Annotated in this window: 12 protein-coding genes; 9 read left to right on the top strand and 3 right to left on the bottom strand. The window is 40.7% G+C overall.

The annotated features are described in order from the left end of the window. The first annotated feature begins 216 nt into the window (after nt 1–216). The 3 genes from J8L98_RS18300 (at nt 217) to J8L98_RS18290 (ending at nt 5,174) form a co-directional block, all read left to right on the top strand. Entirely contained in the window at nt 217–858 is a 642-nt protein-coding gene (locus J8L98_RS18300) for a methyltransferase domain-containing protein (RefSeq protein ID WP_348771916.1), read from the top strand. Between the two features lie 102 nt (nt 859–960). Further along, the gene (locus J8L98_RS18295; protein ID WP_210997617.1) at nt 961–2,049 is read left to right on the top strand and encodes an efflux RND transporter periplasmic adaptor subunit; all 1,089 of its coding nucleotides are present in this window, start codon (nt 961–963) and stop codon (nt 2,047–2,049) included. Next, nucleotides 2,046–5,174 carry an efflux RND transporter permease subunit gene (locus J8L98_RS18290; protein ID WP_210997616.1) on the top strand — a complete coding sequence of 1,043 codons (3,129 nt, stop codon included), beginning with the start codon at nt 2,046–2,048 and terminating at the stop codon, nt 5,172–5,174. Before J8L98_RS18295 ends, J8L98_RS18290 begins: the two co-directional genes overlap by 4 nt. A gap of 105 nt (nt 5,175–5,279) precedes the next feature. On the opposite strand, the gene J8L98_RS18285 is transcribed toward J8L98_RS18290, so the two are convergent. Beyond that, the gene (locus J8L98_RS18285) at nt 5,280–5,438 is read right to left on the bottom strand and encodes a YqaE/Pmp3 family membrane protein (RefSeq protein WP_192507372.1); all 159 of its coding nucleotides are present in this window, start codon (nt 5,436–5,438) and stop codon (nt 5,280–5,282) included. A 402-nt stretch (nt 5,439–5,840) separates the two neighbouring features. Between J8L98_RS18285 and J8L98_RS18280 the strand changes: the two genes are divergently transcribed. From J8L98_RS18280 to J8L98_RS18270, 3 genes are all read left to right on the top strand, one after another. After that, nucleotides 5,841–6,608: a type 1 glutamine amidotransferase domain-containing protein gene (locus tag J8L98_RS18280; RefSeq protein ID WP_210997615.1), complete on the top strand. Its 768-nt coding sequence runs from the start codon at nt 5,841–5,843 to the stop codon at nt 6,606–6,608. 67 nt (nt 6,609–6,675) lie between these two features. After that, nucleotides 6,676–7,431, top strand: coding sequence for a phytanoyl-CoA dioxygenase family protein (locus J8L98_RS18275; protein WP_348771915.1), 756 nt, complete (start codon nt 6,676–6,678; stop codon nt 7,429–7,431). Nucleotides 7,432–7,526: 95 nt separating this feature from the next. Then, nucleotides 7,527–7,685: a hypothetical protein gene (locus tag J8L98_RS18270; protein WP_210997613.1), complete on the top strand. Its 159-nt coding sequence runs from the start codon at nt 7,527–7,529 to the stop codon at nt 7,683–7,685. A gap of 94 nt (nt 7,686–7,779) precedes the next feature. Here J8L98_RS18270 and asnS read toward each other — a convergent pair whose 3' ends face one another. Beyond that, nucleotides 7,780–9,177 (bottom strand): asparagine--tRNA ligase, encoded by a 1,398-nt coding sequence (gene asnS / locus J8L98_RS18265; RefSeq protein ID WP_192507376.1) that lies wholly within the window; start codon nt 9,175–9,177, stop codon nt 7,780–7,782. Between the two features lie 307 nt (nt 9,178–9,484). On the opposite strand from asnS, the gene J8L98_RS18260 reads away from it, so the two are divergent. Then, nucleotides 9,485–9,919: an AAA family ATPase gene (locus J8L98_RS18260; protein ID WP_192507377.1), complete on the top strand. Its 435-nt coding sequence runs from the start codon at nt 9,485–9,487 to the stop codon at nt 9,917–9,919. A 167-nt stretch (nt 9,920–10,086) separates the two neighbouring features. Here the strand turns inward: J8L98_RS18260 and J8L98_RS18255 are convergent, their stop codons facing one another. Further along, nucleotides 10,087–10,944 carry a hypothetical protein gene (locus J8L98_RS18255; RefSeq protein ID WP_210997612.1) on the bottom strand — a complete coding sequence of 286 codons (858 nt, stop codon included), beginning with the start codon at nt 10,942–10,944 and terminating at the stop codon, nt 10,087–10,089. Between the two features lie 794 nt (nt 10,945–11,738). On the opposite strand from J8L98_RS18255, the gene J8L98_RS18250 reads away from it, so the two are divergent. Next, nucleotides 11,739–14,216: a M1 family metallopeptidase gene (locus J8L98_RS18250; RefSeq protein ID WP_210997611.1), complete on the top strand. Its 2,478-nt coding sequence runs from the start codon at nt 11,739–11,741 to the stop codon at nt 14,214–14,216. After that, nucleotides 14,213–14,707, top strand: a complete 495-nt coding sequence (locus tag J8L98_RS18245; protein WP_210997610.1) for a DUF6702 family protein — start codon at nt 14,213–14,215, stop codon at nt 14,705–14,707. Before J8L98_RS18250 ends, J8L98_RS18245 begins: the two co-directional genes overlap by 4 nt. The last annotated feature ends 58 nt before the right edge of the window (nt 14,708–14,765 follow it).

The following is a 14,765-nucleotide window of genomic DNA, read 5'->3' as shown; positions in this document are numbered from 1 at the left end:
AGTAAAATACCACTGAGCACTCCAGTGTTAATGAAGTGGCTGAATGAGTTGAATGTACGTACTTTAAAGGGTGAAGCTTTCTAGAAACTTACAGGGAGAAATTATTTTAAAAATACGAGATTTTTATGGGCTTTAAATACAAATTTGAGAGGCGATATGACATCTAAAATGTATATCGAATATGCGAAGGAATATGACTAAGCAGTTCAAAATAATATTTACAACGCGTATTATGAACGTCTCTCTTTACAAGCGCTTATTGGCTCTGTGACAGGGTTAGAAACAATAAACATTGGGTGTGGTTCGGGTATTTACGCTGACTATTTAATATCTCGAAATGCAAAATCAGTGACCTGTGTAGATATTTCTGATGCGATGGTTGCACTTGTGCGAAACCGTTTAGGCGCACAGGTAAATGTCTATCAGCAAGATCTAACGCATGGCCTCCCACGGGAAGCATCAAATAGTAAAGATTTAATTATATGTCCGCTAATGGTGCATTATTTAGCAGACTTGGTGCCTTTTTTTAACGAAGTGTATCGCGTACTAAGGCCATCAGGACATATTGTTTTTTCAACGCATCACCCGTGTTCAGAGGCTGAATTGAGCCAAGCCAACAACTATTTTGCAACAGAAAGGGTGACGGATGTATGGGGAACGATAGGGCAACCAGTACAGGTACAGTTTTTCCGACGCTCATTGACACAATTATTCACTGCGATAACTCAATCGGGTTTAGTGGTCACACAACTGACGGAAGGGCAGGTGGCACGAGAAGCTGAAGTGCTGTGCTCAGCCACATATAGAAAGCTCTCCAGCGAGCCTGCTTTTGTGTTTATTAAATCTAAAAAAGCGTAATGTTCATCACATCTGGCGTTATTAGTAATTTATCGCAAATAGGGTGCGCTAAATTTCGAAGTGTTTAGAATTAAATAGAAATAATTATCATTAGAGGTTTTTATGCAAGTCGCTGCTCGTGCCGTATTATGTTTGTTGGCTACTGCCATTATGTGTGTTGCTAGTGATAGCCATGCTAATTCAACAGAGGTTGATGTTTTTCTGCCCACACTTGACCGCTCCCCTGAGACGATCCAATTAACGGGCTCGATAGAGTCAGCGCAACATGCAAATATCGCAACCATGGAAGCGGGGTCGGTTTCGACGCTGTTTGTTGATGTGGGTACTGAGGTAGCCAAAGGGGATAAGTTACTGCAATTGAACGCCACGTTAGCTAAGCTTGAATTAGATCAGGCGAAAGCGAGTTTACAAGCGGCTAATATTGCCAAAATAGAAGCTGAACGTCTCCTTAACGAAGTTGTGGCTTTATCTAACCGGCAAAGCGTTGCAAAAACACTTATTGGTGAACGAAAAGCGAGTTTGGCTAACGCACAAGCTGAATTGATTAAGCAGCAAGCAGCTGTATCATTACAGCAAGAATTAATACAACGTCATACACTATATGCCCCTTTTTCAGGGGTTATCGCAAAAAGAGAAGTGGATATTGGAGAGTGGATCACACCACAAAATAGTGTCCTGACGTTAGTGGGCCAGTCTAACTTACGTTTGGTATTGGATGTACCGCAGGAATACTATACTCAAATGATACAACAGCCTCACCTTAGTGCGACGGTAAATGCCGATACACTAGATAGCAGAGCAATAGATATTACTGTGAGCCGTATAGTGGGAGTTGCAGACCCTATAAGCAGGACGTTTGTTGTACATGTAGATTTACCTAGCAATAATATGGCGACAGGTGACTTTATCACAGGTATGTCTGCAACAGCGAAAATACATATGGCGTCTCAAAAAAATACCGTGTGGTTACCTAAAAGTGCGATTAAACAGCATCCAGATGGCGGAAGTAGTATATTTGCAATTGAAAGTGGAATAGCAACGAGATATTTAGTTGATATTATCGAATCACACGCTGATAAAGTGGCTGTGACTGGATTAAATGGCACTGAACATATTGTTGTTTCAGGTGTTGAATTACTTAAGAATGGGTCATCGTTAACCATTAAATCTACAGTAGGCAGTGCGCTATGATTGAAGCTGCTGTAAAACGCGGAACGCTAGTCACGGTTGTCGTGCTGATCACGACAATATTAGGATTGATTTCTGCGCTAAATATTCCAGTACAGATGATCCCTGACTTAGAAGTACGGACGATCACGGTGCAGACAGGGTGGCCGGGTGCGACACCGCAAGATGTAGAAAAAGAAATCTTGATTGAGCAAGAACGTTATTTAAGAAGTCTGCCTAACTTAAAGCGGATGATATCGTATGCAGAAATGGGCGAGGCAACGGTAGAGTTAGAGTTTCCATTTGGTGTTGGAGTGAATGACGCGCTAATTCGTGTTAATAATGCATTAAGCCAAGTACCCGCTTATCCTGAAAACGTTGACCAACCAAGGCTGTTTTCCAGCTCATTCTCTAATAATGCTTTCATGTATTTTTTGCTTAAACCTCAACCAGGTAATCCGTTGCAACTCGACATGGATTTATTACGAGATTTTGCTGAAGATTTTATTCGCCCTCGTATGGAAAGTGTAGCGGGCGTGTCTGAGGTTCGAGTTGGAGGGGGCGCACAACGTCAGATCCAAATTAAAGTAGATGCATCACGGTTAGCGCAGCGTGGGATCAGCTTAACTGAGGTAAGAAATGCTATTAGAACACGAAATAGAGATGCTTCGGGCGGAGATATTGAAAGTGGACAGAGCCGCTACTTACTTCGTGTTGTTGGGCGTTTTGATAAGCTTAGTGAATTAGAGAACCTCATTATTAAACGAATTGGTTCAGCTAATGTGTTACTCAAAGATGTGGCCAGTGTGTCGCTTGACCACTTTGAGACGCGCGGTATGTCTTATTCAGATGGTGAACGTACGTTAAGTTTATCGGTTAGGCGAGAAAGTGGTTCCAATGTACTAGCGATAAAAGAGCAAATGTTGCCGGTTATTGCTGAGCTTAATGCGCAACTATTAACGCAGAATGGCTTAGAACTGAAGTTGCTCAGTGATGACGTAAAGTACGTGAAAAGCTCATTGCAAAACGTATGGACTAACTTGGCATTAGGCGCATTATTGGCCACGCTTGTGATGTATTTCTTTTTACGCTCAGGACGCGCGACATTAGTAGGCGTAATGGGGATACCGTTATGTACGGTTGCTGCTTTTTTTGCGTTAATGAGTTTCGGTCGTACTATTAATGTTATCTCTTTAGCTGGTGTTGCATTTGCAATCGGTATGACCGTTGATAATACCATTGTGGTACTTGAGTCTATTGTGCAAGCAAAGCGAGAAGGACTTAGTAAGCGTTTAGCAGCAGTGAAAGGTGTGACCGAAGTTTGGCCTGCGGTATTAGCCTCAACAGCCACAACTGTGTTGGTTTTTGCGCCGATACTATTTGTTGAGCAAGAAGCTGGGCAATTGTATTCTGATATTGCCATTGCTATTTCAGGGGCCATCATTGCATCGATGCTCGTTGCATTATTTGTTGTACCCGTAGCACTCGCGCATTTTGGTAAAAAGCAAGATTTAGATGAAAAACAACAGTTTGAACTTGGAACATGGTGGTTATCAATATCTAAACAGTTTATGCGTTCGCAGCAACAAGCACGTGTTATTAGCGTAGCATTCATTATTGGGATTTTAGGGTTGGCATATACTTTGATGCCTGCCGCGGAGTACTTGCCAGAAGGAGAAGAGCCGAAAGCTTTTTCAATGATGATTGCGCCGCCTAACTATAACCTATCGGAAATGGAAAAAATTGGCGCCGAGTTAAGAACTTTTTTTGATGCGCATGTTGAAGCGAATAGTGTGGCTTATGATACGGGTAAAACCACAATGCCACCACTTGAGTATTACTCGATGTCAGTGTCTGTTGGCCGCATTTGGTTTTTAAGTGCACCGGTAGATTCAAAAAATATCAATGCGATGATGTCAGCAATTACAACCAAATTTAAAAGCTATGATGGTATGCGTGCATTCTCTGCTCGTGGGTCAATTATTTCAAGTAATGATGGTGGTACGCGTGCCGTTGCTGTTGATATAGCCGGTAGCGATATCACCGAATTATATAGTGCGGCGGAAGCGGTATATGGCGAGGCTGAGCGATTATTTGATAATCCACAAATTGACTCAGACCCTGGCTCTTTGGCACTCGAACAACCTTTAATTGAAATAAAGCCGCGATGGCATAGATTGGCAGAGCTTGGGATCAGTAACGGTGATTTTGGTTATACTGTGGCAGCGATGAGTGATGGAGCATATGTTGATGAGTTCATTTTGAATGATGACAAAGTCGACATGTTCTTGTTTAGTGGTGCAGGAAACCGACAAGACTTAACTGAATTGGCTAATACACCAATTGTTACCCCTCATGGGCAGGTTTTACCGTTAAATGCACTGGCAGATTTGATGGAGAGTAAAAATAGTAACTCTGTACGCCGTGTTGATGGAAATCGCACAGTCACGGTTTACATTATTCCGCCACGAGATGTTGCGTTAGAAACTGCAGAAGAAATTGTACGCCAACAGTTACTGCCAAATTTGTGGCAGCAAGGTAAAATTGCACAAGGTATTAAGCTCAATATCAGTGGTGCAGCAGACCAACTTGAAGCAACTAAATCCGCGTTGTCAGGCAATTTTGTGATTGCATTGGTTTTAAGTTATTTGCTGCTTGTGGCTATATTTACGCATTGGCGTTATCCTCTGTTTATTTTAGCAACGGTACCGCTTGGTATGGCAGGTGGTTTGCTGGGGCTGGTTACTGTTAATGGGATTAATAGTATGCTGACAGGGCTCGGTATCGCCGCTTTTCACCAACCGTTTGATATGATCACTATGCTAGGTTTTCTCATTTTATTGGGTACGGTGGTAAACAATCCGATTCTTATTGTAGATCAAACTCGACGCTTCATTATAGATAAGGCTATGCCTGTTCGTGAAGCTGTTGAACAAGCAGTGGCTAAGCGTTTAAGACCTATCTTGATGTCAACAGCAACAACGATATTTGGGTTAGCGCCTTTGGTACTTATTCCAGGTGAAGGTACAGAACTTTATAGAGGCGTAGGGGTGATTGTGCTCAGTGGTATATTGGTTTCAACGGTATTAAGCTTGACCTTTTTACCTGCGTTACTTGTCGCGGTTATTAACCAGAGTGAACGAAAATAACGCTGCATAATCGTTTGATAGGCGTCACGGTAAGACGACCATGTAAGTATTACATGGTCGTTTGGTTATTGATGTAAATATTGAATTATCTTATGAAAGGCGTGTTTATTTTTTCGCTATCACCCAAACCGCATGAATAATGCCGGGTACATAACCAAATAGGGTGAGTAAAATATTCAACCAAAAAGCCCCTCCCAAACCGACCTGTAAAAACACCCCTAAAGGCGGCAGCAATATCGCAATTATTATTCGTAATAGATCCATAGTTCCCCCACTTACTGGTTATAGTTAACCTCAGCTCTGGACAAGCGAATTTGCCCAATAAAGCTATTTGTCTCACTCTCGGGGCGTTGCTTTCATTTGTAATAGCCCGCTATTACTGCATAAAAGCGCCTTGATATTGAACAAAATATCACCATTGGATTGTACGTAAGTTTGTTTTCAAAATATTTCCTATTCCAAAACCCTTATCCAAACCCGAGGTTAGTTAGTTTTCTTAACTAGGTATAGCAGAGATTGTTACATACGCGACTAAGTCGTCTTATTAATTAAACGCGTAGCCTAGTTTTAGATACCAAGACTTTGTTAATCTCCTGTAGTGGGTTTAAACCTTTCTTTAAATCACAGCGTCTAAGAGGAGGTATTTAACAATTAGGTAGGGAAATTATGAAAACGATAAGTGGGCTCTTAATTGCGTGGATATTGGCGTGTTATGTGGGAGAGGTGGTTGCAGTAGAGCAAAAGAAAGTGCTGATCATGGTATCGAATACTTTAGATATGGGGGATCCAGAAAAACATGATGCACGGAATAATTTATGGGAGGTCGCGCCTCCACACCATGTTTTCATGAGCCATGGGTATTCTGTTGACTTTGTTTCACCCAATGGCGGAAAGGCTGAATTTATGATGAACCCCGTTGGGATCAGCAGCTATACAATTAAATATGAAGGGTTTGCTGATAAAACACAGCGAACTTTAAAACCTAAACAGCTAGACTTAAGTCAATATTGGGGCGTATTTATTGGAGGAGGTTATGGTCCCTTATTTGATATTGCTAACAATAAAAATATGCAAACCATCATTGCTGCTGTGTATCAAGCTGGAGGAATTATTGGATCAAGTGGCCATGGCGCTGGAGCATTTGCCAATGTGATTTTACCGAGTGGCGCATACTTAGTGCAAGGAAAGAAAGTAGCCGGTTTTCCTGACTCAACAGAAAAATCAAAATCATGGGCGAAGCAGGGCACTTTGTTACCATTTTTGGTAGAAAGCCAGTTAAACAAAAATGGCGCAAAAGCACAAAATAAAGAACTATTGGTTGATAAGCAAGAGGTTATTGTTGACCAAAGAATTGTCAGTACTATGTTCTTACCGTCAGCGGCACTTGTGGCAAAAGAGATGATTACGCTACGAGAATCGGGTAGTAGGCATTGAATATTTATTCGAAAGGGGCTGTATTTAGCGAAAATTTGGTACAGCATATTATTTGAGAGGTATGGATGTGACGTTAGAGTTTGAAAAAAGTGGTTATGCTGTGATTAGAAATGCGCTGACTGCCAAGGAGTTAGCGCCAATTAAGGAAGCTACGCAGTACTACCATAAATTATGGAAGAAAAAAAACGACGAAGCATATAAAAATGGAGCGATAAATTCCGCTTATTTAACTCATCAAGCGCATTTACCTGAGGGCAAGCGTGCAATACTTTTTAATGTGATTGGGTCTCATAAATTGCGTCATATCATTGATGATACACTTGGACCTGATGCGGCATTTATGAATACTCAGCTATTTTTCGATCCTTTGAATCCCAACCAAGCAAATTATTGGCATAGAGACTCACAATATCATCTAACAATTGAAGAGCAAAAATTGGCGCTAACAGGCCCTAATGTTGTGCATTATAGAGTGGCTTTGACAGATGACCCCGGCGTAGAGCTAGTACCGAAAACACATAAACGATGGGACCGTAATGACGAGCTAGATATCAGGTTGCAAAAAAATGGTCATACAAACGATGAAGAAATAGAAGGTGCAGTTAAAATTTCTTTAAAGGCCGGAGATATACTGGTTTTTTCCGCTAACATGATCCATCGGGGTCTTTATGGCAAAAATCGGTTTGCCTTAGATATACTGTTATGTGATCCAGACCCCATGTTCGAGAAATATATAAGCCGAGATATTTTGCCTAGTGAACTAACGTTAAAAGAACTCGAAAATCCATTACTTTTTGTAAATACGAATGTGTTTATTTCATAACACACTCGAGTCCACCTAATAGGAACTGTCTAGGTTGTTATTTAACCTAGGACACTATAGGATGGTATTGCAATAATAAATAAAAGGATATTGTTATGAAATTAAAATTAAAAAAATCTAAACTAAAATTGCTTGATAAGAAGTTAGACTTAGCATCAGAGAATACGCCACAAGTTGCGGGTGGCCGTCTTTATCCCAATACATTTGGACCACTGAGTGAGTGTCGATGCCCAACAGGCTGGCTTTGTCCATAGTGGTTGGTTGAGATACTAAAAGATAGCTAAAATAAAAAACCCTGCCGAGCAGGGTTTTTTATTTTGTACGTATCACTGGCTATTGAGCAGGACTTTAGTACGTTGCGCTGCCTTTGGTACGTGGGAAAGCGATAACATCACGGACATTACCCATACCAGTAACATATGCAACTAAACGCTCAAAGCCAAGTCCAAAACCTGAATGTGGCACTGAGCCATACTTACGAAGATCACGATACCAGCTGTAATCTTCTTTATTCAGACCCATTTCTTCTAAACGTGCATCAAGAACATCTAACCGTTCTTCACGTTGAGAACCACCAATAATTTCACCAATGCCTGGGGCGACTACGTCCATAGCTGCGACTGTTTTACCATCTTCGTTTTGACGCATGTAGAATGCTTTAATGTCACGTGGGTAGTTTTTAATGACAACTGGCGACTTAAAGTGTTCCTCAGCCAAATAACGCTCATGCTCAGATTGTAAATCAACGCCCCATTTAACTGGGAATTCAAACTTTTTACCACATTGCTCTAAAATGGTAATTGCGTCGGTATAATCAACTTGTGCAAAGTCTTTTTCTACAAACTCTTCAAGGCGCGAGATTGCGGTTTTTTCGATACGTTGAGCGAAAAACTCCATATCATCACGGCGTTCTGTTAATACAGCATTGAATACATATTTCAGCATGCTTTCAGCAAGGTTTGCTACATCATCTAAGTCAGCAAATGCTACTTCTGGTTCAACCATCCAAAATTCAGCTAGGTGACGAGATGTATTTGAATTCTCAGCTCTAAAAGTTGGACCAAAGGTGTAAATTTTCGACATTGCACTGGCGTATGTTTCGCCATTTAGCTGACCAGAAACCGTTAAGAATGCTTCTTTACCGAAGAAATCTTCACTGTAATCCACATCGCCCTTATCAGTACGAGGCAAGTTATTCATATCCAGTGTTGAAACACGGAACATCTCACCCGCACCTTCACAGTCACTGGCAGTGATGATTGGTGTACTGATCCACATGTAACCTTGTTCGTGAAAGAAGCGGTGTAATGCTTGAGACAAACAGTTACGAACACGTGTAACCGCGCCTATTACGTTAGTACGAGGTCGTAAGTGAGCATGTTCGCGCAAGTATTCAATACTGTGACGCTTTGCAGACATTGGGTATGTATCTGGGTTTTCTACCCAACCAAGTACTTCAACTGAGTTCGCTTGAATTTCGTAAGATTGACCAGTACCTTCAGATTGTACAAGCACACCCGTTACTTTCACAGAGCAACCCGCGGTTAAACTCGTAACTTCGTCATAATTATTGAGCGAATTAGGTACGACAGCTTGAATAGGGTCAAAACAAGAACCGTCATGAACGGCTAAGAAAGAAATACCTGCTTTTGAATCGCGGCGTGTACGGATCCAACCTTTAATTGTTACTTGGCTGTCTACCGCAACGGTGCCTTTTAGTAGCTCCGTTATCGCTATGTGGCTCATCTTCACTCCAATGATATAAGTTACCTAAATTAATCGAGTGTACCTACGGTCATTCGTAGGCACAAGAACCGTATCTTACCTTTGATACGGCAATAAAAAAACCGCCTGAGGCAACTCTTTTACATCTAGTCTCAAATTTATTGAAATTAACGACAGTTTTACATTTTTTTCGAGTGTAATTTGTTCGCTTTAGGATAATTGCTTTATGAGTCAGCTATAGTTCATGATTCTTCTAAAGATTTATGGCATTATAACTGTAGTAAGACTCACTTTATTTGCTTAAGAGCATAGGTAATAACAATTGTCGATGAAACAAGTTTTTATCCTGAGAGGGTTGCCGGGAAGCGGTAAAAGTCACTACGCTGAGTCTCTATCTGATGAGATGGTTGGGGGTGACGAGAGCCAGTTTTTTATCTGTTCAACCGATGACTACTTTTATAATGAAGAAGGTGAATACCACTTTCAAAAGTTCAAATTGCCCCAGTTTCATAATTTAAACTTGGCGCGCTTTATTAATGCGTTGGCAGAAGGGATCCCACTGATTATTCTCGATAACACCAACATTCGTAAATGGGAGTTCGTGGCTTATAGCACTGCAGCGACGGCAATGGGCTACCAAGTAAAAGAGGTCATTGTTGGAGAAGTGAAAGATAAATCACTGCAACACCTGTATGCAAAGCGAAATACCCATGGCGTGGCGTTAAAAACCATTAGTAAAATGGCATATATGTTTGAGTGGTAGTGTTGTGATTTAATACAGTGTGTTAATTAAGCCGACTTTGAAAGTCGGCTTTGTTTTAGGTGCTTTGTTTTAGGTGCTTTTTTTTAGGTGTTTTGCACATGAGTGAGCGCGCAGGCCAAGTATTAGTATTTTCAATCTAGCAGCTTAATACCACAGAAAAAAATAGCTTATTTAGACGCTTTACACCCTTTAGGCGGTTCATCACTGCATATGATGTCATTAATTATCACGGTACCACCATTATAAATACGCCCTTCAATATAGACTTTCACCCCTGATTGAACCATATGATTGATTATACGTTGCAACGCTTCTGAGGATCCCCGTGCTTGGTACCCAGAATAATTCCCTTCAGATAACATAATTCCCTTATCTCGACCAGAAAAAGCAACGGGTTCGAACGCGATTGAGACTTTACCATTGAGGTTTTTGATCACCCCTTTGAATTTAAAGGTATAAGTTGTGCCATCACTCGGAAAAGCCACATCAACGGCCATTTGTACCGCCAATACTTGATTTATGATTGAATTACCCAAGGTGACTGTCGTAGAGGTAAGCGCCCCAGCGACATTACCCGTAAAGTAGTCGCTCAACGCTTGCTGAATTGCTTGCTTTTCATACACTGACTTGGCAGCTGTGTGCGCGCTAGCTATATTTGTATACGACCCTAAAAATGGACGAAGGTGATCAATGGTTACTTGGCCATTGGCTAAATCTTTGATTGTATTAGACACTTGTTTAGCTTGATTAACCGATGTTTTAATTGCTTGCTTCACTGGAATTGGCCAATACATCAATAGGCCTTCTTCACGCTCTGTCTGGAATGCCTTAATTCTATTACCCGTGTAATCAATGACATGCACTTTCCCACCATTGGGGGCATACTGAATGGCTTTGCTTTGCATTTGTTGATCAGAGCAGGTGTTGCAGAGCGCGATACTTTCACTTGTAAAACCAAATGAGCTAAAGACCAAGCTGATTGCTGAAAGTATTTTTGTACCGTGAAGGTACTTAATTGTTTTCATATTTATATCCTTATGTGTATGCATATTTATATCCTTATGCTGCATGCGTAAGTTAATTGTTAATTTATTGTTTTTTTGTGGCTTGTCAATTATTAGCAAAAAGAAATATATTCTCGAATAATTTTTGGAAGGATTTTTTATACCACTAATCGTAAATTTACGCAGTTCATCGCGTTACTTTAGGTTGTGCTATATTATAACATTACAATGGCGTGGTGGTAATTAGTGTAACGAGGCATTGAAGTGTCCTGCCAATTTAACCACGTTCAATCACAGGTATTCAGTATTGAATATTCATTTGAGCAGGGAAGAGGCGATGGCACTATTTATCGCATCGTCGTAGCGTGGTGATTTTTCGTATCGATAATGTTCGCATTTTCACGCTTTGAAATATCAATTACCACGTTATTTTTGTTACCAGTACTTGCACTTAAAACTACTAGATTTAGGTTTTGATGTGCGTTCGGGTTCGAAATAACGATATCTGATGAAAACTTTAGGTAAATAACTAGGGGCTGTTGAACTTTGCTGTTCTATTTTTGTTCTCTTTGAGCGTGCTTTTATCGCGGCGCTTAATGTGTGGCTTAGTAATCTAAGCGAATATTAAGCAACAAAGAGAAAAGGGCGCTCAAAAGAACCGGTAGGCAGCGCTTGATTGGCTTTTCTACTATGTTATCGGCTGACTCACATGGAATAACCATGCTACGCAGCCTCTGTCTTGTATAAAAGCCAATAAAACGGCTGCAAAAATGAACCTGAAAGATCAACAGCCCCTAATAATAAGAAGTTGAAATATGAAGAACATAACATCGTCAATACTCACAATGCTTCTGCCTTTTGTTATATTCGGTAATGCATATGCTTCCGCAATAAAACAAACTAAAGGCGATTTTGAAGACAAATTTCGTCAGCTTGAAGAGGTGCTCCCTACACCCAATGTTTATCGTAATGCAGCAGGTGAGCCGGGAGAACGCTATTGGCAGCAGAAAGTAGACTACAAGATCAAAGTATCTCTTGATGAAGTGAAGCGACGCTTAACAGGTAACGAAAAAATTACCTATCACAACAATTCACCTTATCAGCTTAAATATTTATGGGTCCAACTGGATCAAAATATATTTAAAGATGATTCTATCGCTAACCAAGCTAATAACTTTGGTGGTATTGGCAGGCGAGGGCCATTAACGAAAGCCGGAGATAAAGATAAACGTGCTAAATTAAGCTTGGAAGAATTACGTCGTCAACAATTCATGTCAGACAACGGGTTAGGTTATGAAATAAGCGCAGTAAATGATAAGCGCGGTAACAGTCTGAATCACACTGTGGTAGGTACACAAATGCGCATAGATTTACCTAAGCCACTACCGTCGGGTGAGAAGGTGGAGTTTTCTATTGCGTTTGCATTTAATATTGTTGAAGAAGATGCGCTTTCGGCACGTTCTGGCTATGAACATTTTCCAGATGACGCACGCGAAGGTGGCAACGATATATTTTTGCTCGCTCAGTGGTTTCCTCGCTTACATGCCTATACAGATTATGAAGCATGGACAAACAAAGAGTTTTTAGGTCGTGGAGAATTTACTTTAGAATTTGGCGATTATGAGGTTGAAATTGATGTACCAGCCGATCATATTGTTAGTGCAACTGGGGTGTTGATCAATGCTAAAAAGGTGTTGACAAGAACCCAAAGAAATCGTTTAAAAGCTGCAAAAACAGCTAAACATCCCGTGTTCATTGTCACTGAAGAAGAAGCCTTAGAGAATGAAAAAGCGGCTACCAATAAGCGAAAAACATGGAAGTTTAAAGCTGAAAATGTACGAGACTTTGCATGGGCATCGTCTCGTAAATTTATGTGGGACGCTAAAGGGTATGAGCAAAAAGGCGAAACCATGCCACACGTTATGGCAATGTCGTTTTATCCTAAAGAAGGTGGCGAACTTTGGAAAAAGTATTCAACTGAGTCCGTCATTCACACTATGGACGTTTACTCTCGCTTTTCTTTTGATTACCCGTATCCAACTGCACAGTCAGTAAATGGTCCTGTCGGGGGTATGGAATATCCAATGATCACGTTTAATGGTCCTCGCACCGAATTGCAAAAAGATGGTACTCGAACTTATTCACAGGCAGAAAAGCGCTTTTTAATTGGCGTAGTCATCCATGAAATTGGTCATATTTACTTTCCAATGGTGGTTAATTCAGATGAACGTCAATGGACTTGGATGGATGAAGGACTTAATAGCTTTTTAGACGGTGTCGCGGGACGAGAGTGGGACCCAACCATCCCTTGGGGTGTTGAGCCTCGAGATATTGTCGGTTATATGAAATCAGAACACCAAGTGCCAATTATGACGCAATCAGACAGTGTATTAAGGCTAGGGCCGAATGCGTATACCAAACCGGCAGCTGCGCTGAACATATTGCGTGAAGTTATTTTAGGAAGAGAATTATTCGATTTTGCCTTTAAAGAATACTCACAGCGATGGAAGTTTAAGCGCCCAACCCCATCTGACTTTTTCAGAACGATGGAAGAAGCATCCGGTGTTGATTTAGATTGGTTTTGGCGCGGTTGGTTTTATTCAACCGATCATGTGGATATATCGATAGATAGAATCTACAAAATGCGCCTTGATACTCATAATCCTGATATTGATTATAAGCGGTTACGAGAATCCGAGCAGAATAAACCATCGTCACTGTTTGTTGAGCGAAATAAAGCGCAAGGGAAAACACTGTGGTTGGATAGAAACCCCAGCATTCGAGATTTTTACGATGAGCATGATCGTTTTACAGTCACAAACGAAGAACGTAATAAATACCATGAGTTTTTAAGTGAACTAAAGCCTTGGGAGCGTCAAACACTTGATCGTGCTGTTGCGGAAGATAAAAACTACTATGTTTTGGAGTTTTCAAATATTGGTGGGTTGGTGATGCCGATATTGCTTGAGCTAAATTACACGGATGGGAGCAGCGAGAATCATTATATTCCTGCTGAAATTTGGCGTAGGACTCCTGCCAATGTTCGCAAATTGATTGTAACTGATAAAGATAAAGAGTTACTTAATGTCGCGGTCGACCCTGGTTGGGAAACTGCTGATGTAGATGTAGAGAACAACTATTACCCGCGTCGTATTATCCCATCTCGTGTTGAGGCATATAAAGCGAAAAAGAGTAAACAGAAAGTACGCAGAGACATTATGCAGGATATTAAAACCCCATTGAAGAGTATTGATGAATTCAAACAGGAAAATAGCAAGGTTGATAAAAAATGAAAACGCTAAACCTGTTATTTGTGTTGTTGGCCATGGTTGTTTTTGACACTGCATTCAGCCATCAAAAAAAATCAGCTGAAACGACCGTTTTATTTAATAAACAGTCTAATAAGCTGGAAATCATGCATCGGTTTTATTTGCATGACACCGAGCATGCCGTGCAGAAATTATTTAACAAAAAAGCAGATATTTTGGATTCTAAACAGACTCAACAACTGTTTGCAAAGTATGTTTCACAGCAGTTTTTTGCGCGAGATTTATCTGAGCAAGCACTGATATTAAACAACGTAGGGTATGAAGTCGACGGTCAGTTTTTTTGGGTATATCAAGAAGCTAATTTACCCGAAAATATACAAGGGATTAAGTTATTTAACGGTACGCTGAGAAATTTATGGCCAACCCAAGTGAATATGGTCAATATTGAAGGCAAAGGAAAGGTGCGTACCTTATATTTTTCAATGCATAAAAATTGGTTAATCGCCAAGTTTTAATTTACCCGCAGTGCCGAGGTCACTTTTGGCTGAGGCACGCTTTTATTTTGGAGGTTCG

The sequence above is a fragment of the Pseudoalteromonas sp. MMG013 genome (genome assembly GCF_018100885.1).
Classification (GTDB): Bacteria; Pseudomonadota; Gammaproteobacteria; order Enterobacterales; family Alteromonadaceae; genus Pseudoalteromonas; species Pseudoalteromonas aurantia.
This window is presented reverse-complemented; position numbering and strand designations above follow the sequence as displayed.

Excerpts from the sequence above, each read along its gene's own strand:
- J8L98_RS18295 (WP_210997617.1), top strand. The coding sequence starts at position 961 with ATGCAAGTCGCTGCTCGTGCCGTATTATGTTTGTTGGCTACTGCCATT.
- J8L98_RS18290 (WP_210997616.1), top strand. The coding sequence starts at position 2,046 with ATGATTGAAGCTGCTGTAAAACGCGGAACGCTAGTCACGGTTGTCGTG.
- J8L98_RS18285 (WP_192507372.1), bottom strand. The coding sequence starts at position 5,438 with ATGGATCTATTACGAATAATAATTGCGATATTGCTGCCGCCTTTAGGG.
- J8L98_RS18280 (WP_210997615.1), top strand. The coding sequence starts at position 5,841 with ATGAAAACGATAAGTGGGCTCTTAATTGCGTGGATATTGGCGTGTTAT.
- J8L98_RS18270 (WP_210997613.1), top strand. The coding sequence starts at position 7,527 with ATGAAATTAAAATTAAAAAAATCTAAACTAAAATTGCTTGATAAGAAG.
- asnS (WP_192507376.1), bottom strand. The coding sequence starts at position 9,177 with ATGAGCCACATAGCGATAACGGAGCTACTAAAAGGCACCGTTGCGGTA.
- J8L98_RS18260 (WP_192507377.1), top strand. The coding sequence starts at position 9,485 with ATGAAACAAGTTTTTATCCTGAGAGGGTTGCCGGGAAGCGGTAAAAGT.
- J8L98_RS18255 (WP_210997612.1), bottom strand. The coding sequence starts at position 10,944 with ATGAAAACAATTAAGTACCTTCACGGTACAAAAATACTTTCAGCAATC.
- J8L98_RS18250 (WP_210997611.1), top strand. The coding sequence starts at position 11,739 with ATGAAGAACATAACATCGTCAATACTCACAATGCTTCTGCCTTTTGTT.
- J8L98_RS18245 (WP_210997610.1), top strand. The coding sequence starts at position 14,213 with ATGAAAACGCTAAACCTGTTATTTGTGTTGTTGGCCATGGTTGTTTTT.